This window comes from Ignavibacteria bacterium, assembly GCA_017303675.1.
Classification (GTDB): domain Bacteria; phylum Bacteroidota; class Ignavibacteria; order Tepidaquicellales; family OLB5; genus OLB5.
In genome coordinates, this window is record JAFLBX010000001.1 from 416,058 (window position 1) to 437,654 (window position 21,597).

The 21,597-nt window shown below is 35.2% G+C and carries 17 protein-coding genes; 8 read left to right on the top strand and 9 right to left on the bottom strand.

All coding sequences use genetic code 11. The features are described from left to right. Positions 1-37: 37 nt before the first annotated feature. The 3 genes from J0M37_01890 to J0M37_01900 all read right to left on the bottom strand — a co-directional run bounded on the left by J0M37_01890 (position 38) and on the right by J0M37_01900 (position 1,489). Positions 38-436: a hypothetical protein gene (locus tag J0M37_01890; GenBank protein ID MBN8583817.1), complete on the bottom strand. Its 399-nt coding sequence runs from the start codon at positions 434-436 to the stop codon at positions 38-40. Between the two features lie 2 nt (positions 437-438). After that, entirely contained in the window at positions 439-882 is a 444-nt protein-coding gene (locus tag J0M37_01895; GenBank protein ID MBN8583818.1) for a clan AA aspartic protease, read from the bottom strand. A gap of 151 nt (positions 883-1,033) precedes the next feature. Then, positions 1,034-1,489 (bottom strand): Hsp20/alpha crystallin family protein, encoded by a 456-nt coding sequence (locus J0M37_01900; GenBank protein MBN8583819.1) that lies wholly within the window; start codon positions 1,487-1,489, stop codon positions 1,034-1,036. A gap of 264 nt (positions 1,490-1,753) precedes the next feature. Between J0M37_01900 and J0M37_01905 the strand changes: the two genes are divergently transcribed. The 3 genes from J0M37_01905 (at position 1,754) to J0M37_01915 (ending at position 6,383) form a co-directional block, all read left to right on the top strand. Further along, complete coding sequence (locus tag J0M37_01905; protein ID MBN8583820.1) at positions 1,754-2,146, top strand: RidA family protein; 393 nt, start codon at positions 1,754-1,756, stop codon at positions 2,144-2,146. A gap of 182 nt (positions 2,147-2,328) precedes the next feature. Further along, positions 2,329-3,573: a pyridoxal phosphate-dependent aminotransferase gene (locus J0M37_01910; GenBank protein ID MBN8583821.1), complete on the top strand. Its 1,245-nt coding sequence runs from the start codon at positions 2,329-2,331 to the stop codon at positions 3,571-3,573. A gap of 56 nt (positions 3,574-3,629) precedes the next feature. Beyond that, positions 3,630-6,383 carry a S8 family peptidase gene (locus J0M37_01915; protein MBN8583822.1) on the top strand — a complete coding sequence of 918 codons (2,754 nt, stop codon included), beginning with the start codon at positions 3,630-3,632 and terminating at the stop codon, positions 6,381-6,383. 67 nt (positions 6,384-6,450) lie between these two features. Here J0M37_01915 and J0M37_01920 read toward each other — a convergent pair whose 3' ends face one another. Genes J0M37_01920 through J0M37_01935 form a run of 4 tightly spaced genes read right to left on the bottom strand, consistent with a single transcriptional unit; the run spans position 6,451 to position 11,005 of the window. Beyond that, complete coding sequence (locus tag J0M37_01920; GenBank protein MBN8583823.1) at positions 6,451-7,902, bottom strand: T9SS type A sorting domain-containing protein; 1,452 nt, start codon at positions 7,900-7,902, stop codon at positions 6,451-6,453. Continuing rightward, positions 7,899-9,188 (bottom strand): T9SS type A sorting domain-containing protein, encoded by a 1,290-nt coding sequence (locus J0M37_01925; GenBank protein MBN8583824.1) that lies wholly within the window; start codon positions 9,186-9,188, stop codon positions 7,899-7,901. Before J0M37_01925 ends, J0M37_01920 begins: the two co-directional genes overlap by 4 nt. Positions 9,189-9,195: 7 nt before the next feature. Further along, positions 9,196-10,503, bottom strand: a complete 1,308-nt coding sequence (locus tag J0M37_01930) for a T9SS type A sorting domain-containing protein (GenBank protein ID MBN8583825.1) — start codon at positions 10,501-10,503, stop codon at positions 9,196-9,198. Positions 10,504-10,522: 19 nt separating this feature from the next. Then, on the bottom strand, positions 10,523-11,005 hold the full coding sequence (locus tag J0M37_01935) for a hypothetical protein (protein MBN8583826.1): 483 nt from the start codon (positions 11,003-11,005) through the stop codon (positions 10,523-10,525). A 292-nt stretch (positions 11,006-11,297) separates the two neighbouring features. On the opposite strand from J0M37_01935, the gene J0M37_01940 reads away from it, so the two are divergent. Beyond that, entirely contained in the window at positions 11,298-12,707 is a 1,410-nt protein-coding gene (locus tag J0M37_01940; protein MBN8583827.1) for a hypothetical protein, read from the top strand. Further along, positions 12,704-14,131 carry a hypothetical protein gene (locus J0M37_01945; protein ID MBN8583828.1) on the top strand — a complete coding sequence of 476 codons (1,428 nt, stop codon included), beginning with the start codon at positions 12,704-12,706 and terminating at the stop codon, positions 14,129-14,131. Before J0M37_01940 ends, J0M37_01945 begins: the two co-directional genes overlap by 4 nt. Positions 14,132-14,162: 31 nt before the next feature. Here the strand turns inward: J0M37_01945 and J0M37_01950 are convergent, their stop codons facing one another. Continuing rightward, complete coding sequence (locus J0M37_01950) at positions 14,163-16,238, bottom strand: SBBP repeat-containing protein (protein MBN8583829.1); 2,076 nt, start codon at positions 16,236-16,238, stop codon at positions 14,163-14,165. Positions 16,239-16,534: 296 nt separating this feature from the next. On the opposite strand from J0M37_01950, the gene J0M37_01955 reads away from it, so the two are divergent. Continuing rightward, the gene (locus J0M37_01955) at positions 16,535-17,971 is read left to right on the top strand and encodes a hypothetical protein (GenBank protein MBN8583830.1); all 1,437 of its coding nucleotides are present in this window, start codon (positions 16,535-16,537) and stop codon (positions 17,969-17,971) included. A 35-nt stretch (positions 17,972-18,006) separates the two neighbouring features. Continuing rightward, a complete protein-coding gene (locus J0M37_01960) occupies positions 18,007-19,440 on the top strand; it encodes a hypothetical protein (GenBank protein MBN8583831.1) in 1,434 nt (477 codons plus the stop codon). A 91-nt stretch (positions 19,441-19,531) separates the two neighbouring features. Here the strand turns inward: J0M37_01960 and rpsT are convergent, their stop codons facing one another. Further along, a complete protein-coding gene (gene rpsT / locus J0M37_01965) occupies positions 19,532-19,789 on the bottom strand; it encodes a 30S ribosomal protein S20 (GenBank protein MBN8583832.1) in 258 nt (85 codons plus the stop codon). A 152-nt stretch (positions 19,790-19,941) separates the two neighbouring features. On the opposite strand from rpsT, the gene J0M37_01970 reads away from it, so the two are divergent. After that, a complete protein-coding gene (locus J0M37_01970) occupies positions 19,942-21,510 on the top strand; it encodes a response regulator (protein ID MBN8583833.1) in 1,569 nt (522 codons plus the stop codon). The last annotated feature ends 87 nt before the right edge of the window (positions 21,511-21,597 follow it).

A 21,597-nucleotide genomic window follows, 5' to 3' on the forward strand; every position in this document is an offset into this window, starting at 1 on the left:
ATCAATTTATTTTTTTTTAAAACTCTTTAGTATAAATTTATTTATTTAATTCTTCAAATTCTTTTAATGCTTCAGCTTTTTCGGGGATATCCATTTCCGAAGCCATTTTAAAAAGTTCTTTTGCAATTTCTAAACTTTTTAAGCTGTCATCAGTTTTTCCCTGGGATCTCAATATCAACCCCTCTTCTTTAAGTATTCTTGCAGCAAGATAGATTTTTTCAGCTTCTGATTCTTTGTTCTGGCTGAAAACATATTTAATTCCAGCTGCGCCAAGTGATCTTAAATGTCCTGTACCAAATCCGGTTACAAGCTTGCTTAATCCGTCCAGCTCTGATTTGGCATCGGTGTAGCTTTTTTGTTCCCTCAAAAGAATTATCTTAGCCATTGCTTTGATAAATTCTTCGATCATACGCATAATGTAATCTTTCCTGAACATATTTATTTCAGGTAAAGTGTTTTTTCAGCGTAATCGATCAGAGCCCTGTGTTTTTTAAGCAGGTCAGCACCCAAAACACCATCAATTTTTTTACTGCGTGATTTTTCCAGAGCATTGTTTACATGAGTAAGATCAACTGTTATAATAACTTTGTTAATAACAGAAAATTCCTTGATCCTGATAGTGTTACCCCTGCTTTTCCTGGTTTTTAATTGCGCAGTGCCAAGACCGCCAGCATCTTTTGAAACACTTTTTGAGATTTTCAGCAGGAATTTTTCAGCAGCTGATTCATCAATTACGGTATGTGAAGCGCCTGTATCCAGAATAAAGCTGCCGGTTTTACCGTTAATTTCCGCATTAAGCTTAAAGTGTCCGGCTCCGTTACTTTTAAGTGGAATTTTATGATAACCCTGTTTTACGAGTAAGCTGCTTATATTATTTTTCATAAAAATTTTCCTTAAAAATAACTTGTTTCATAAAATCAGCGCCGGAGGACCATCAACTCCGGCGCTTTTAAACTATAAGACAAGTATCTGTCTTATTTACTTCAATTAACCAAATAATAACTAACTTAGAAACATTCTTCTAAAAATCAGATTATTTTATATCGATCTGTTTTTCAACTATTTTTGCCTCTTCTGTTTTAGGAAGAGTAATGTTCAAAACACCTTCTTTATATTCAGCAGAAATCTTGTCATAAATTACTTCAGCCGGAAGTGTGAAGCTTCTTGAAAACGCTCCGTAATTTCTTTCTATCCTGTAGTAATTTTTCTTTTCATCTTTCTGTTCTGATTTCTTTTCACCGCTGATAGTTAATACATCGCCTACCAGGTTGATCTTAATATCATTCTTATCAACACCGGGTACTTCAGCATGAACATATAAATTTTCATTATCTTCAGTAACATCAACCCTGGGTGTAAATGCATTATTGCCGAAAGGTTTAATGCCCCAGTCACCGTTAAAAGGTGAATCAAAATCTTCAAAGAACTTTTTAATTTTCTTATCGATGTTTGAAAGTTCTGATGCGGGTCTGAATTTTACTAATGTCATTTTTAAAATCTCCTTTTATATTTTTATTTTTTATTTTTTCTTTCGCTTTAGTACATTACAATAGCTGTGCCAAACTTTTTTTGCCTTTAAATCAAAATTTAAGGCATTTGTGTATATTTGAGATTGACAAAATGTACATAAATATAAGCGATTTTTCCACAATTATGATAAATTTTACAATTTATATGTAATTTTGTCAGTGAATTGATTTTCACAAAATTATTGATTTACTTTGTATATCCTAAAAACTTAAATATCATTAAAATGCAAAAAAATATTATATATAGTAAAAATGCACCCGAGCCAATTGGTCCTTATTCACAGGCAATTAAATTAACGATGGATTCAGGTAAAATACTTTATACATCAGGGCAGGTTGCAATTGATCCGAAAACCGGAAATTTCATTTCCGGTGGAATAAAAGAACAAACAAGGCAGGTTATTGAAAACCTTAAGGCTTTGCTAAATGAAGCAGGTACAGAGTTAAATAAAGTGATAAAAACAACAGTTTTTTTAAAAGATATGAACGATTTTACTGTTATGAATGAAATTTACTCTGAATACTTCGGAGATTCAAAACCTGCACGTTCAACAGTTGAAGTGGCCAGGCTTCCTAAGGATGCATTGGTTGAGATCGAAGTTATTGCTGTTATATAAAATCTAATCAGACTTCCTTAGTCTAATATCGGGTTAAGAGTTTAACTATTAATATAGTTCTTCACTTTTCGGATTTTCAATGTTGTATAAAATAGTTAAGTTTGTAAATACACAAACCTATTTAAAATCCTATGCATACAGATATATTAGAAGTAAAGGAAAAGACCCTTAGAGTCTCTAAGATGGCAGAGACATTGATAGCATCTGAGATCATTAAGCTTGCCGGTGAAATTAACGAAAAAATAAAACAGGGAGAAAAGATCTATAACTTAACTATTGGAGATTTTGATCCAAAAGTTTTTCCTATCCCGGCAGAGCTAGAAGAAGAAATAATAAAAGCATACACTAACCACGAAACAAACTACCCTCCTGCCGACGGAATGCTTGAAACAAGGAAAGCAGTTTCTAAATTTTTAAAAGATAAAGAAGGTGTAGATTACAACCCTGCAACAGAAATTTTAATGTCAGCAGGCGCCCGCCCGCTTATATATGCTACATTCCAGACATTGGTTCAGCCGGGTGATACTGTACTTTTCCCTGTGCCTTCATGGAATAACAATCATTACACACACCTTTCACATGCGCATAAAATTGAGATTAACACAAAACCTGAAAATCATTTTATGCCAACTGCTGCCGAACTGAAAGAGCATATTAAAGATGCTGCATTGGTAGCTCTTTGCTCACCTCTGAACCCGACAGGCACAACATTTTCAAAAAAAGATCTCACTGAAATATGCGAAATGATAGTTGAAGAAAATCATTCCAGAGGCGAGAACGAAAAACCTGTTTACCTGATGTATGACCAGATTTACTGGGTTTTGACATATGGTGAAACAGAACATTTTAACCCCGTTAGCCTTGTGCCTGAAATGAAAAATTACACAATCTTTATAGATGGCTTATCCAAAGCATTCGCAGCAACAGGGGTAAGAGTAGGCTGGTCAGTCGGACCCGCACGTGTAATTGGCAAAATGAAATCAATTCTCTCGCACCTTGGTGCATGGGCTCCAAAAGCAGAGCAGGTTGCAACAGCAAAGTATCTAGCCAGAACAGAAGATGTTGACAATTATTTAAACAGATTCAAAAAGGAAGTTCACGACAGGCTTGACGGATTTTATGAAGGTTTCATGTCATTAAAATCAGAAGGTTTTAAAGTGGATGCAATTGCTCCGCAGGCTGCAATATACCTGACGGTTCAGTTTGACCTGCACGGTAAGAAAAAAGCTGACGGAACAGTGCTTGCTACAACAAAAGACGTTACAAAATACCTGCTGGAAGAAGCGCGTGTTGCTATAGTGCCGTTTTCAGCTTTTGGTGATTCCGAAGATTCCACATGGTACCGTTTATCTGTTGGCACCTGCAGGCTTGATGAAGTTACCAAAGTCATTGAAAGCCTGAGAAATGCATTAAGGAAGCTTTCCTGAAAAGATTTGGTGCAGCGCTGTTTTTAATTTCAGCCTGAAATTTAATTTCTGAAAATTTGAAAAAAAATACGGGATATATTTTCCTGACGGCAATTATTTTCCTGCTCGCGATCTCTTTATTCAGCGGCTTCCAGCGCAGCACAGAAAACCGGATCACAAATTATTATTATTTCATGGGAAATAAATTTTTCCTGAAAGAACGTACTGATCTTGTTTTCCTGAAATTTAAAACAGGTGTCACTAACAATTCTGCTTTTAATATCCTTTCCAAATATCCACAGATCGATCTCAGCAGATCTCAAATCAGGGTTGATGATGATAATTTCATTAAATTAACAGGTGAATTATCCCAGGCAGAATACATTGAGCTTATAAACAGACTTAAGCTTGATAATAACTTTGAAAATGCATCATTTGCATATTCACCATTCGGCATTAATGATGAAAAAACATTTTTCGGTTTAAATAATAACCTGATATTGCAGTTCAAGCCCGGTTATTCAAGGCAGCAAATTGATGAAATAAACCGCAAGTTCGGTGTTGAAATTGTTCAGAAAATAGATGTTACCGGCGGTGAGACTTTTTTGGCAAAAGTCACAACCTCTTCTGAGCATAATGCCATGGAAACTGCCAACAGGTATTATGAGAACGGTTTTGTAAACTATTCAGAGCCGAGCCTTTATTTTACCAACGCCGCATGTGATACGGTGAATGATCCTTTTTATCCTATGCAGTGGGCGCTTCGAAACACCGGAAGTAACGTCCCATCTAATCCGCCTAATATAATTGCTGATGCCGATATGGATGTTGACAGCGCCTGGAATATAACTAAAGGTGACAGTAATATTATTATCGCAATACTTGATACAGGTGTTGATACAACTCACCCTGATCTCAGGCGTGTTTACGGTTACGATTTTGTTAATAATGACGGCAACCCTAATGACGACGGTAATCACGGCACTGCATGTGCCGGCATAGTTGCTGCAATAGGAAATAATAATCTTGGAGTAACCGGAGTAGCATACAGGTGTAAAATAATGCCAATAAAAATATTGAATGATGCCGGAAATGTACCGGGTTACCATGTACCTGCATTCGGCACAATATGGGCATATCAGCACGGTGCCGATGTTATGAGCAATTCCTGGGGAATAGTAGGAGGTAACAGCTCACTCCTGCTGAACGCAATTAACGATGCAGCCCGGTACGGCAGGAACGGCAAAGGAACAGTGATGTGTTATGCAGCAGGCAATGAAGATACAAACCCTATGCGCTTTCCCGCAATTTACCAGGGAATTGATATTATTGTTGTCGGAGGATTAACTCCCTGCAACAAGCGTAAAAGTCCAACCGATGGCTGCTCACTTGAAACCTGGGGTGCATGTTTCGGCTCAACCCTTGATATTGTTGCACCGTGTATGAAGATATATACTACCGATAGAGTTGGACCGTTTGGCTATAACGGAACCGACTATACAAGTTCATTTAACGGCACATCAAGCGCAACGCCAAACGCGGCCGGAGTTTGCGCTCTGCTTCTTTCAGCAGCACCGGAATTAAAAGCCAGAGAAGTTGAAGCATTGATCTCTCTTAGCGCAGAAAAAGTAGGCGGATACAGCTATTCAACAAATTATCCTTATGGTTTATGGAACAACGAAATGGGATACGGGAGGCTGAATGCCAGGCTTTCACTTGGGTTAATATCAAATTTAGCAGATCCCGTAAAGCCGGAGATATACCATGATAATCCGGAACTTTCCGGTCCTGATTCACTTGCCAGAACAATTACAGCAATAATATGTGATAATAAAAAAATTGCATTCGGTGTTAATGCACCGAGGATCTATTACAGGATAAATGGCGGTTCTTTCAATTTTTCAAACGCATATTCAATTAGCATTGATACTTTCCGATTTTCAATTCCGGCACAAGTGCAAAACACAACAATTGATTATTATTTCGCTGCGCAGGATACAGCATTAACACCTAATGTAACCACATTGCCTTCAGGCGGTTCGGGTATAAATCCACCTGGGACAAACCAGCCTAATGTTTACTTTACTTACACAGTTGGCAGGTATAAAATCCAGCAGAGTGTAACAACTCCAAAGGTCTGCATAAATAATTCATTCATTCTGGATACAATAAATATTTCAGGCATACCAGGAAATGTTATAGATGTTAACGTAAGACTGAATATTTCGACCCGCGATGCGCAGGATGCAGACGTTTATCTAATTAAAGGGATAAACAGCTGCGAGCTTACAACCGATAACGGCGGTACCGGCGATGGTTATGTTGGAACTGTTTTTGATGATGAAGCACAGATCCCAATAATACAGGGTTCTGTACCTTTCAGGGGAAGTTTCAGGCCTGAAGCTCCTCTCAGCCAATTTGACGGTATATCTATGGAAGGCTTATGGATACTGCAGTACACCGATGATACCAATACAGGTTACAACAGCTCACTTGATAGCTGGACCATTGAGATAACTTATGAAACAGTTAACGGAATTATTCAAACATCGACTGTTCCTTCAGAATTTTCACTGTCTCAAAACTATCCTAACCCTTTTAATCCGGTTACAAAAATAACATACGGATTACCAAAGAATTCATCCGTAAATATCCGGCTTTTTGATATTACAGGAAAGGAAATAGCCATCCTGATAAATGAATACAGGCAAGCCGGTATATATGAAATTGAATTAAACTCTGATAATTATTTACTAAGCTCGGGCGTTTATTTTTACAGAATGGAATCAGGCAATTTTTCATTTGTAAAAAAGATGATACTTATAAAATAATTTCAATTTAATTTTTAAATGGAGCTTTTTGTAAGCTCCTTTTAATACTATAATTTATGAATAGTTTTTATTTAATTAAGATCATTTTCTTTGTTTCAAAAAAATCACCTGTTATAAGTTTATAAAAATAAACTCCGCTTGAATTTTTGCTGCCGTCAAAATCAACCTCATAAGTACCCGGCTTCATATTTTCATTAACCAAAGTTTCAATTTCTTTGCCAAGCATATCAAATACTGTCAATTTTACAAAGCCACTAATTGGCATTTGGAATTTGAACTTAGTCATTGGGTTAAAAGGATTAGGGTAATTTTGAGAAAGCGAATATTCAGCAGGGATTTCTGTACTTATATTTGTAACTCCAATTGTATTACCTGTAGGATTAAAGTCATAATAAAGTTCTGAATTTGTACTTCCATTACGCACATCGTGCCAGATAATATGAGCTTTACTTCCGGTAACTGCAATATTAGGGTAATACGCGCCGCTGAATGAACTTGATACTTGTGTACTTGTTTCCCAGCTATTACCGCTGTTTGTTGAGCGCTTGTAATGAATTTCTGAACCTGATGGCAAAACTCCCCATATAACATGCACAATAGTTCCTGAAAGCAAAATTGAGGGATTACCTGCATAAGCATAAACTGTCAATCTGGTATCCGGGCTCCAGGAATTTCCGTTATCAGTTGAACGTTTGTAATAAACTTCAGCATTAATATTTGAATCACGCAGGTCAACCCATGTTATATGTACATCTGAAGAATTACATTTAATTGAAGGAGATTCTGAAATCCTTAATTCATTAGTTAAACGTGTATCGGCGCCCCAGCTTAAACCACCATTTGTTGACCGTTTATAAAATATTTCGTAATCATCATTGTGACGAGTATCAGACCAGGCAATATGAAGATTAGAGCCATATACAGCCAATGAATTTAACGAAGCTAAACCTGTTGAGTGGGCTGTTAACATTGTATCTGAAGACCATGTGATTCCTCCATCAATTGAGCGTTTGTAAAACATCTCATATGTACCGCTTCTTGTATCACGCCAAATTACATTCACCGAAGAACCCTCTGCTTTGATTATTGGATCCTGCGAAACACCGGAACTATTAGTCAGTCGAACTTCAGACTCCCAGGTAACGCCATTATCAGTTGAACGCTTATAATAGATTTCCACATCATTGGTACGATTTTCCTGCCACACGATATGAACACTAGAGCCGGTTGACGAAATTGTTGGTAATGCTTTACTGGTTGGTTGATTTGTAAGCTGTAAATCAGATTCCCAGGTAACACCTTCGTTTGTTGATCTTTTATAGAATATTTCAGTATTACCATCTCTGGTATCCTGCCAAACAGCATGTAAAAAGCTGCCGCTTGATGAAAGATCTGAGTTAGTTGAAAACCCTGCTGCATTTGTCAGGCGAATATCGGGTTGCTGCCACTGTGCATAACAAATTCCAAATAACAATGAATAAAAACCAAATAAAATTGAAAATTTAAATATCTTTTTCATTTTACTAATACCATCTTTCTGGTTTGTGTAAAATCATCTGCAGTAAGCTTATAAAAATATACACCGCTTGAAGAGTTAGCTGCGTTCCAATCGGCAGAATATGTTCCTGCATTCAGTTTTTGGTTAACAAGGGTTTGAAGCTCTTTTCCGTTAACGTCATATATTACTATCTTAACTTCAGAACTTTGTTTAATCTGAAACTGAATATTAGTTACGGGATTAAACGGATTTGGATAGTTCTGCAATAGTGAAAATTCCTTTGGGATTTCATTGCTAATGTTTTTTATGCCGATAAATGGCGGGTCTTCTGATATGAGATATAACCCGCTCCCGTTTGAAAGCGCTGAAAATGTTTTTGAAGAGCGGGGTATTTCGGAAATAGATGTTATTGAACCATTTAAACCGTTAAATACGGGGTCTGAAAACCATGTTTCGCCGGCATTTGTTGTTATTCTGACTGTTCCGTTATCCCCGGAAACTGCTCCGCTGTCATTCCCACTGAAGAAAATTGAACGCAGTGTATTTGTTGTGCCGCTGTTTTTTAAAGACCATGTTGCGCCGTTATCGGTTGATTTAAATATCTTTCCCTGTGAACCCGCTATATAAAAATTAGTTGCATTAAAGTTCTGTCTCGTTCTTTGTGAAACACAGTACAGGTTAATTGTAGAGTCGGGCAGGCTTACGTTCATCCAGTTCTGACCTGAATTTGTAGTTCTTAATATTGTTCCTTTTTCGCCTACTGCAACAACAAAACCGCCATTCATACCTATTCCTTTAAGATTTCTGGTTGTTCCGCTCTGCTGAGCAGTCCAGTTAGCCCCAAGATTATAGCTAATCAGCAGCACGCCGTTATCGCCAGCACAATGCTGCGTGGCTGAACTAATATCAACAGCAAATAAATTTAAAGCGGTTACCTGTGGTGAAACCGCCCAGTTTTCTCCAAGATTAGTTGAACGAGTTATAGTTCCGTTATTGCCAACTGCAATTACTAACGGCTGAAAGGTTGTTGGCTGTATTTTCAATGCATTCAGGTTTTGTGATGTGCCGCTGTTTCTGGGAGTATAAATTATAGTGTCACCGCTTGATGTTTTATATATTGTACCGTTTGGACCAACGGTTATTCCAAAAGCAAAATCTGCGGCATTTGAATCTCCCACATTTACTTTTCCAAATGCTTCTGCAAATGCTGCAAATAACGTATGATATATTGATTTACACCCGCTGCTAAATGTAAAAGACATAGAAATACAGCAGCATAATGTTAAAATTGAAATAAATTTTTTCATTTTTTTCTCACTTTACTAAAACCATTTTTTTTGTTTGGATAATATCACCTGCAATTATTTTATAAAAATAAACGCCGCTTGAGTATTTACTGCCGTTAAAATCAACCTCGTAAGTACCGGGTTTTAAATGTTTATTAACAAGAGTTTCAACTTCTCTGCCTGATAGATCATAAATAATAAGCTTAACATCACTGCTATTTGTTAATTGAAAATTGATAATTGTATTGGGGTTAAACGGGTTGGGATAGTTTTGTGAAAGCGAAAACTCTTTCGGAATTTCTGTGCTGATCTGATTAATACCTATAACAGATATTACACTGTCTTCCGAGGCGACATATAAGGTGTTCGAATCTGACAGCGCAATAAATTTTTGCGGAAACAGGCTAAAAAGCGTTGGTGTTTTTATGCTTCCCGTTACATTAGAAAAATATGTATCTGTAAACCATAAATTGCCTCCGTTAGTTGTCATTCTGATGGTTCCGTTATCACCTGTAACAAATCCACTATCATCACTTGTAAAATAAATTGAACGCAACGTATTAGTGGTTCCGCTGTCTATCAATACCCAGTTTGCGCCGTAGTTTGTTGATTTATAAATCCTGCCCTGCGAACCGCAAATATAAAAAGGGTTAATATACGTTATTCCAATAGAGGCTGGATTAATTCCGTAAAAGTTTATGTTTGTATCAGCAAGGCTGACATTAATCCAGTTGAGACCTGAATTAGTGCTTCTCAAAATTGTTCCCTTATCTCCGGCTGCAACCACAAATTCTGTTTCGTCAAGATGAGCTGAGACTGCATTCAGTTTTCTTGAGGAACCGCTTGGGATAACAGCCCAGTTTAATCCAAAATTTGTTCCTCTGAGTATTGTACCATTATCACCAGCTGCAAATTGGTAGAATCTACCCCATCTAACAGCATTTAGATTTGCAGAAGTTACGGAATTAACAACATTCCATGTATTTCCGAAACTTAATGAACGAACTATAGTACCGTTATTGCCAACAGCAATCATCTCTTCACCGCTAGAGCGTATATCAAGGCTGTTTAGGTTTTGCGTAGTACCGCTTGCTTTAGGTATAAAATTAATAGTATCACTACCGGAAGATTTATAAATTGTGCCGTTTGGACCTATTCCAATTATAAATGATGATTCAAGACCTGATACATCAGTTTTACGATCAAAATGACTTGTTAATGCCAAGAAAAAAAAACTGTAAAACAATTGCTGGCTGCTTGTATTGCTGCAATTACCGTCTATCAAGCCTAAAGAAAGTGATGAACAAACCAAAATGTATGTAATAATTTTTTTCATAATAATTTTCTAATTTTAATTACTGAGTTCTTCTTACAGTAAATACTGCTATTATATTGTAGGTTGTAGTCCCGTCAGAAAAGATTCCGTTATATGTACCTTTTATCAATCCGCCAACACTTTCATACAAAGAAACCGTACCGGTAATTGAGCTTCCATTAAAGCTGCCGCCCTGGTAAGTCATAAACCCGAATGTAAACACAAAGCTGCCCGAAGTATTACCCGGAAAACTTACGGAAATATTCTGCTGTGTTGCCGTATCGTTTAACAAACAGTATGTGGAATTAGTAGAGCTGCTGTAAGATCCAATACATAGATTCCTGTCGTTAAAATGTAATGTATCTACTGGAACTGCACCATTATAAAGAATTACATACGCTGTAAATGATGTATCAACGGGATTGTTGCCGCCGCTATTTTGAAACGGGCTATCGCCGCCGCAAGAATAAACTATTATAGTTATTGCTGTAATTAACGGGAAAAATATTTTAAGTGTTTTCATATTTTGAGAAGTTAAATTTATTTAAACAGGCAAAAGCGCTTTGTAAAATGGATCTCACTCAGCGCTTTTTGCCTTGGTCGTCCTCTTTTTGGGGAGGTTCAAACTATTATTGATTAATTTAAGCGGACGACCAGATCCTGTGCAATTATATAGCTTAAAGTTTAACTCAGCAAAGAAATTTTTACTTGATTGTGGCAAGAATTTCTGTGCTTCAAGCTTAATAATGTGAATTTATATTGAATTTTAAATATTTATGTGAGATTTTACGGCAATTCTTTGTGGCACAAAAAATATGAAAAAAATACAGTTATTTGATTCTCTTAAATCTTTAAATAAAATAGAATTCCGTGAATTCGGGAAATTTGTAAGATCTCCTTACTTCAACAACAGGAGCGAGGTAATAAGATTTTATGATGCTATAAAAAAATACTACCCTGATTTCAAAACAGAAAAAATAGATGAGAGTAAGGTTTTTGAAGAAATATATCCGGGGAAAAAGTTTAGCAGCGTTTTGATGAGAAAAATTTACTCTTTATTTGTTAATCTGCTGATGGATTATATTGTAACTACCGGCTTCCGGAAAAACACACTCGAATATAATGTTAAGCTTTTATACTTTCTCTATGAAAGAAAACTTCCTGCCGAATTGGTAAAAAAATCTAAGCTAATAACCAATTTACTAAAGAACTCTTTTCACACTATTGAGTATTACGAATATAAATTTAAACATACAAGTAAGCTTAACGGCCATCTATCTGATTATGTAAGTATACCAGATTACCAGAAAGAACTGGATGACTTCATAGAGCAGTTTCTGGTTATAGCACTAGTATTATATCACAGATTATTAACAACCTCTAACCTGCATAAAATCAAATATGACCTGAAATTATATAAAGAGGTGCTTTTATTTATTGAAAACAATAATTTTGAAAACGTTACAATTGTTGCCATATATTACAACCTGGTAAAGCTTCTGGAAACACAGGATGAAAAGTATTTTTTAAAATTAATTAAACTTCGGGAAAAATTTAAGAAGAAATTAACACCTATTCTGCAATACAATATTTTCGTAACATTAGTAGATTACTCTTTAAACAGAATTTACAAGGGTGATATTGGTTTTAGAAAACATTTATATTTGCTGACCAAAAATTACTTTGAAAAGTTTACTTTCCCGGAAGAGAATAGCTATTTGAATCCGATTTTATACACTGGCGCAATCAGAAATGCAGCATATTTAAAGGAATTTGGGTGGATAAATAACTTTAAAAACAAGTATACAAAAGCAATTGACCCCGAAATACTAGAAGAAACTCTTAATTATTCAAATGCATTTATTGAGTTTGAAAAAGGTAATTATAAAGAATCCTTAAATTATGTTTGCAAAGTTAACCCGGTAAAAATAGCCGCTAAAACAAATTCAAAGAATTTATTTATTATGCTGTTTTATGAACTGGGATATTATGATGAGCTTGTTTCACAAATTGATTCATATAAGCATTTTCTCAGAAATAACGATGTGGGAGAGACTATCAGAAACAGATGTCTGCCATTTTTAAAATATCTTTCGGATTTACTGAAAATAAAGCAATCAGGCAATAAAAACAATCTGACATTGTTTTTAAAAAAACTAAATAATTCTGAATATTTTAACTTAAAAGAATGGATATTAAATAAAGCAGAAGAATTAATAAAATGAAAAACTCTCAGATATATAATGCTTTAAGATCTTTAACTCAAAATGAATTTCACGAGTTCGGAAAATTTATTAATTCACCATATTTTAATAACCGAAGCGAGGTAATAAGATTTTATGATGCCGTTAAAAAGCATTACCCTGATTTTAACATAAAAAAAGTTAACGAAGAAATGATATTTTCTAAAATTTATCCGAAGAAAATATTTAATGATGTACTGTTAAGGAAAGTTTTTTCGTTAACAACTAATTTGGTTGCAGATTTTCTTGCAATTTCTTCATTTAAAGAAAATGAACTTGAGTATAATGTGAAAATTGCTGATAAACTTCGCGAGAAAAAACTTTCCGTTATGTTCGAAAAAAGATCAAAGATAATAGAAAGCTTGTTTGATACTTTTCCGCATACTTTTGCTTACTATGAATCCAAATTCAATTTCACCACACTTAAAAACGGTTACTTTCTGCATACCGATGAAGGTAAAATGATAAAAGGGTTCCAGAAAGAAATTGACGATTTTATGGAATATTTTCTTTCGGTCAGTCTTTTGCTTTACATAAGACTTTCAGAATGGTCAAAAGCAAGAAGCATAAAATTTGATCTGAAATTTTATGATGAGGTATTAAATCATATTAAAAAGTATGATTATAATAATAACCCTTTAATAAACCTGTATTATAATATGCTGATGCTCTTGAATACAGAAGAGGAAAAATATTTTTATGAACTGCAGCAGGGAAGAAAAAACTTTGAAAACAAGCTGAGTCCCGGCGACGATTATAATGCAGTAATAACTTTAATGCAGTATTGTTATAAAAAAGTACAAAAGGGCGATAGTGACTTCAGAAGAAGACAGTTTGAGATGGTAAACATTGTACTAGATAAAAACATGCTGCCACCCGGGAATATTGAACCATATTTTTTCATTAACAGCGTCAGGAATGCAGCATTTATCAGAGAATTTGAATGGTGCACTAATTTCATTGAAAAATATAAATCACGATTAAACAAAGAAAGATTAAGCGAAACTGTCAGTTTTTCAAATGCATTGTTGGAATTTTGTAAAGGTAATTATGACACTGCACTTAATTGCATTTCCGCATTTAATACAGAGCGTTCAACAATAAAAACAGAGTTCAGGAATATACAGCTTATAATATATTATGAACTAAATTTTACCGATGAGCTATATTCACTAATAGATTCATATAAACATTTTCTCTCACGTGATAAGGATATAGCAGAAAAAACCAAAGAAATGTGTTCTGATTTCATAAAAATGTTCGTTAAGCTTGAAAAAATTAAACATGATGAAAATTCAGAAGCAGCTATTTTGCTTAAAAATGAAGTGGAAAAAAAACCATATTTCAATATGAAAGAGTGGTTTTTCTTAAAGCTTGATGAAATTATAAAAAAAAGCCGGAAGTGATCCGGCTTATATTCATTCTATTATTCAGATATTATTTTATTAAAATCATCTTCTTCACCGCTGAAAATTCATTCATTTCCAGTTTGTAAAAATACACCCCGCTTGAATAATTCGATGCGTTCCAGTCAAAATTGTAACTTCCGGCATCAAGATTATTATTCAGCAGGGATGCAACTTCCCTGCCAAGAATATCATACACGGAAAGTTTTACTAATCCTGCCTTAGGTAATTGAAATTTTATATTTGTAACCGGGTTGAAAGGGTTTGGAAAGTTTTGAGAAAGCGAATAACCCGAAGGTATTTCGCTTGAGATATTATTTATGCCAATAGGATTAGTACCTATCACAAAATTCAGAGACCACGCTTTAAGCATACCAGTATTTCCGGAGGTTCTGTCGTATATTTTCAGTATCCACGATCCGTTAACATTTGAGTTATTGAACACTGAAAGTTCTTTAGTTGGTCTAAATGAACCGGTAAATGGCGCCGTACCGCCGGAAATTGGATTTGCAGCGGAATCGTTAAGCACGGTATTAATAAAATTATCACCTGAGCCTCCGACCTGGTAAATAGCTGTATCAGTGATTCCGTTATGAACTAAATAGAATTCAAGGTCACCGTCATTTGGATGCAGTACAGTATCAATTTTGAGATTAACATCATAAACATAATAATTCGCCGGTGCGGTATAATCAACAGATATAGTATCATAAGCATTTTGAAGGTCTCCAATAGTTTTTGTTAATCCGCTTTTGGTGAACTCATTTGTAAATACTGATACCGGAGAATATTTGATTATCGCAATATCATTGCCGGTAGTATAATTATTGCTGTTACTGTTACCTGTAGTGTAAACATTTCCGTTCTGGTCAACGCCTACTGAAATAGCCAGATCAGTACTGTTTGTAGATAAACCGTTATATATCTTTGCCCACTGAAGTGATCCATTAGTATTGTATTTAACAGTCGCTATATTAGTATTGCCGTAAATATTTCCTATCACACAAACTCCGTTGTTATTATCAACTGCAATATCATAACCTGAATAACCATCCGGCACTGACCCGCCGTTGTAATTCCTTAACCATTGCAGGTTTCCGGCCGGGTCATATTTAATTGTAGTAATAGAGTATGAAAGCGGAAAGCCTGGCGCGCCGCTTTCCCCGGTAACATATACATTGCCTGAATTATCGGTAACTATAGCTCTTGGAATATCCGAGGAGTAATGATAAAAATTATTCCATGATAATGTTCCATCCGGATTGATCTTAAATACTGCGTAATCACTATTGTTTATGCCCGTTAAAAGTATATTGCTGTTAATATCAACCGTCATATCAAACGGTGAAGCCGGTGAACCTGAGCCTTTGCTGCCGCATCTTGCTGCCCAAACGAAATCAAGATTCTGTTCATACTTTAACACAACAAACCTTGAAGAATCCGGTAGATTAATATTACAGTATCCGCCAACAATTATCTTTCCGGCACCGTCTAAGGCAATTCTTCTTCCGCCTTCGCTTCCATAGTTATAGAATGTTTGTCCAATCAATGCACCTGCCGGGCTGAATTTTGCAATAAACACATTGTTTAAAGTAGTAACATTGGTAGCATATTCGCCTGTTACATAAACATTACCAGTGAGATCAGTTACAATATCATAGCCTCCGTTATAGGCAGAGCTGTATGAAAACCTGTATGACCATAATTGTGTTCCGTCGGCATCATATTTAATAACCAGCATTTTATTAGCTCCCCCTGAAACAATGTCGCTTTCACCTGTTACGTAGACATTTCCCGATGCATCAACATGTATAGCCCTTGTGAAAGCTCCGTTATCATTTGGTGCAATATAGTTCTGTATCCATTGCTGCACACCCTGGGAATTGTATTTAACAGTTACTGACTGAATATTGGTATTAGTTGTCTGCCTTTGAGAACCTGTAACATAAACATTACCCTGTGCATCTACAAACATGTCGTTAACGGCTTCATTTCTTACACTGTCAGAAGTGAATCTCTGCACCCATTCCTGTTGAACCTGTGCCTGCAATTGAACGCTGCATAAAAAACAAAATGTCATTATCAAAAAACGGTTAATAATTTTCATTTTAGATCTCCTTATATATAGTTTTGTTTGTTGTGTCATTATAATATTCCGCCAAACCCCGCTAATAAAGAAGAGGTCTTCGGCTATGAATTGCTCAAACAAATAGCGGGATATTTTGGCGGTAATAAGCTTGATTTAGAATTTGAACACCGGAAGACATAGCCGAACGATTCAAACTTACCCTGCATAGCTTTGGTAAACAAAGAAAGTTTTGCATATTTTTAGAAGCCTGATTTTGATATTATTGTGTTTATAGCTAAATTTGACAATATTTAATTGAATTTTTAGAGTCATTTATGCAAAAAACAAAATTGATAGGCTTATTAAGAATGTTTTCAAAACAGGAAATAAGCAGGTTTAATGAATTTATCCGGTCACCTTTTTTTAACAAAAATGAAAACAACGTAAAACTTGCCGAAACTGTTATAAAATACTGGCCTGAATTTGAATCAACTGAGCTTACCGAAGAAAATATCTATAAACAAATATTCCCAAAAGAAAAGTTCGAATACTTTAAAATCAAAAATATTATTTCTGATGTATATGGACTTGCAGCTGAATTTCTTAAAGTGACAATTTCTCAAAGCAGGAAACAGGATGGGGAAATAAATCTGCTGAATGCTCTTCATGACAGAAAGCTTGATAACATTTACAAACAGCGTGAAAAAAAGATCCAGAATGAATTATTAAACTCCAAAGTAAAAGATGAAGATAATTATTTACGGCAATACCAGCTTGAAAGGGTTAACATTGCACATTACAAATTCGCAGGTTCATCATATTCATTTAACAGCATTCAAAAAGAATTTGACAGCTTCCTCCAGTATTCTTTAACCGGCCTGCTTAGGCTTTACTCAAAAATGCTTCACAACAAAAATCACGGAAATATAAATTTTGATATGAAGATGTTTAATAATGTTTGGGATTATGTTAAAAATTCTGACCTGAGCAATAATCCTTCATGTATGGTTTACGAACAAATAATTAAACTAGAGCTTAGCAAGGATGAAAAGGAATACCGAAAACTAATTGAGATCAAAACTAAGTATAAAAACTACATTCCCGATGAGGAATTATATTACATTTTACTTGTCCAGAATTCATTTGCCGCCTACAAGTTAAAATCCGGGGATGAGAGTTACTACCAGGAACGGTTTTTAATTTTCAAAGAAATGGTAGAGCTTGGATTCATGTCTTACAAATATGTCATTTATCCCAATTTCATTTCTGCTTTTACTTCTGCCTGTATGGCAGGAGAATATATTTGGGCTGAAGAATTTCTCAAAAAAGCATCAAACGGGATCTCGCCAACAGAGGAAAAGTTCAATACACTGAATTACTGCAGGGGATTCATTGCATTCAGGCAAAAAGAATACGGGAAGGCATTGCAGTATTTTTCCAAAACAAACTTCAGGCTTTATTTAATGAAAGTAATGGTAAAAAGCTATTCTGCCCGTATATATTACGAACAGAACCTATATGAACAGACTATTTCTTCTGTCGATACTTTCAGGCATTACCTAAAGACAGAAAAAATGATGGATGAAGAACAGAAAAATGCGCACTATGAGTTTTTGAGGAACCTGGCTGAGCTTGCCAGGCTGAAGTTTGAAGGAATGGACAAAAAAAACAGGGAAGACCTTGCGATTCTCATAAAACAGATAAAAAGTATGAGCGCTAATCCGCTTGGAGCTAAGAACTGGCTGCTTGATAAAGCTGGGGAGCTGAATTGAACTTTAAAAACATAAAAATTCATTAAAGGATAAGTTTGAAGAATACCAAGTTAATATTACTGCTAAAGACATTTTCCAAAGAAGAAATCAAGAGGTTCAGGGATTTTGTAATCTCACCATATTTTAATAAAAATAAAAATGTTCAGAAATTAAATGAGACCCTGTTTAAATTTCACCCGAAGTATGATTCTTTGCTTCCGGATGAAGAAACAATTTACAAAGAAATATTTCCAGATGAAAAATTTGATTATTTTAAGATCAAAAATATTTCTTCTGATCTTTATAACCTGGGACTGGATTTTTTACGATTTACTTCTAATCCCGCCACTGAGTTTACATCTGAGTATAATCTTATAGTACAGCTGCGGCAGCGCAAACTATTTAATCTTCACAGAAAGCTTGTTAAATCTCTGGAAAAATCTTTCAAAGAAAAAAAAATAAAGGATAATCCTTTTCTTTACAATAATTACCTTGTCGCAATTGAAAGCCAGTTTGTAGATCTATTTGAAAAACCCAGCAGCATATCAGGTATTGTTAATGAATTTGATAGTTTTTTTGAATACTTCATCAATAATCTACTTTTCTATTATAACCTGTTTATCCATATCAGCAAGGATAACAATATCAAGCTTGATGTTAAAATGATGGATGAAGTAATTTCATTCCTTGAAAAAGGTCCGGTAAGCAGCCATCCAGTTACATTATCATACAGCTATCTCATCCTGCTTAAGATAAAAGGAAATGATGAGTATTTTTTCAGATTAAAGGAACACTATTTCAATAATTTTGAGTTTATGAATGAATTTTCCGCATATACAGTTCATATGTATATGTTCGGTTACTGCGCTGATAAATATAATATAGAAGGAGACAGGCGATATGTAAACGAAGGTTATGAACTTTACAGGCATTCATACTTAAACAACAGGGTTACATCCGGGGAACTTCTTTATCCGGATTTTGTGAATTACATAAAGATCTTTGTAAGAGCCGGCGATATTGAGCTTGCAAGAAAATTTATTGCTGATTTTGCAGCACAGCTGCCGAAAGACCAGCTTGATAACTGCCTGAATTATTCAAATGCTTACATTGCTCATTATGAAGGTGACTATAACAAAGCTTTGAAGCTTATAACAATGGTGAATTTTCCCCTCGCTATTTTAAAGGTACAGGTCAGGCTGATAGAAGTCCAGCTGAATTTCCAGCTTGAATATTATGAAGAAACACGAAGTATTATAGAATCATTTAAGAAAACATTTATGAAGGAAGCCGTTATTTCAGAAAGCTTGAAAGAATCGATACTTGGTTTTTTGAAATCCACGATAACCCTTATAAATCTAAAACAGGAATCTGACAGGAATAAACGGCAAACTGATCTATCTATGCTTAAAGACACGATATCAAAGAATCAAATGAATCATTTCGGAGTAAAATTCTGGCTTGAAGACAGGATTAAAGAGGTATTGTAGTTTTGACAATCAAAAAAGGAGCTAAATAGCTCCTTTTTCAGTTATACTTTGTACATTCACACGATACTATTTAGATAAAGTGTGAGAAGAATTATTTCAGCTTATTAACAGCTTTTGTAAGTTTTGATTTCTTGTTAGCAGCGTTATTTTTGTGAATTATGCCTTTTACTGCAGCTCTATCAAGAACCTTAACGGCTTTTTTAAGCTCTTTTTCAGCTTCGTCTTTTTTCTTTGCAGCTGTCACGTTCTTTAATGCGGATTTAATTTTCGCTTTAAAGTGTTTATTATATTCAGTTCTCTTAGGGGTCTGCCTTGCTCTTTTTTGAGCTGATTTATGTCTTAATGGCATCTAATTTTTATCCTTTTTATACTATTAATATTGATTTATTTTTACTTAATTTAAACTTAATTCCAAAAATAGCCATATCTTATAAGAAAATCAATTTACTATTTAACGCCCGCCTCTAAATCCGGGTAATTTTCAAACAAAAACACTAAAAAATGGAAAAATTGAAGAACAAAATCCTCTGGGTTGATGATGAGATTGAGCTTTTACGCTCAAATATCCTCTTTCTGGAAGATAAAGGCTATTTTGTTGAAAAGGCTACAAACGGGGAAGATGCCATTGACCTTGTGAAAGAAAAAGATTTTGACCTGATTTTTCTTGATGAAATGATGGCCGGTATGGGCGGACTTAAAACTCTTGCTTCTATTAAAGAAGTGCAGCCTAATGTTCCGGTGGTTATGGTAACCAAAAATGAAACGGAATCCCTAATGGAAGATGCTATCGGAGCTAAAATTTCCGATTACCTGCTCAAGCCCGTTAACCCCAACCAGATTCTGCTCGTCTGTAAAAAATTCCTCGAAGGCAAACGTATAAAAAGCGAAACAGTTTCGCGTGATTACATCCAGGAGCTCAACAAGATAAATATGGCTATGATGGAGCCTCTTGATTACAATGACTGGATAAAAATTAACAGCGATCTTACCCAATGGGAAATGGAGCTTGATGAACATCCCGAGCTTGGATTAAAAGATACTGTACTTGCTACACGTAAGGAATGTAACGCCGAGTTCTGCAGATTTTTTGAAAGAAATTACGTAGAATGGATCCACGGCAAAAAAGAAGGTCCGACATTTTCAAATGGAATTGTTGAAAAATACGTTCTGCCTGAGCTGGATTCAAATAAATCGGTTTTCTTTTTTGTAATTGACTGCCTGAGGCTTGATCAGTGGATGCTGATGGAAAAAATGCTGTATGATTACTTCAAGATCACAAAGGATTTTCATTATGGCATAATCCCTTCGGCAACACCATATGCAAGAAATTCAATTTTCAGCGGTCTCTTCCCGAGTGAAATAGAAAAACATTACCCTGAGCTTTTTGCCAAAGGAGAAGATGATGAGAACAGCAAGAACAATTACGAAAAAGAATTCCTGCAAAAACTGCTCGATAGAAAACGCATTAAGCTTAAAAACGAGCTGCGATATGTTAAGATACTTGATGCTGATTTTGGCAAAGGGATAGAAAATAAAATTTCGAGCTTTTCAAATACCCACCTGAATGCTATTGTTGTAAATTTTGTAGATATACTTGCACACAACCGTTCAGATAATGCCGTACTTAAAGAAATCGCGCCTGATGAATCAGCTTACCGCTCATTAACTCAATCATGGTTCGAGCATTCATCACTCTTCAGTATGTTCAAAATACTTTCTCAGCAGAAGGATATCAAGATAATTGTGACTACAGATCACGGCAGCATTCGCTGTATGCGCGGCTCTAAAGTACTGGGAGACAGGGAAACCTCTACAAATCTGCGGTATAAATACGGCAGAAATGTAAAAATAGATGACCGCCAGGCGATATTCATTCGCAATCCCCAGGATTACAAATTACCTAAACGGGGGGGAATAGTTAATTACGTGGTAACAAAAGAAGATTTTTACTTTGTTTACCCAACTGATTACCATTATTACCTCAGTCATTATAAAAATACTTTCCAGCATGGCGGTATTTCAATGGAAGAATTGATATTGCCGGTAGTAACCTTGGAGCCCAAAGTATAAAGCATTAAAAATATCCTTTTATTACATTCTAAATTATAAGAAATATATTCATATTATAATGTGGTGTGATAATTTAGTCATAATGTA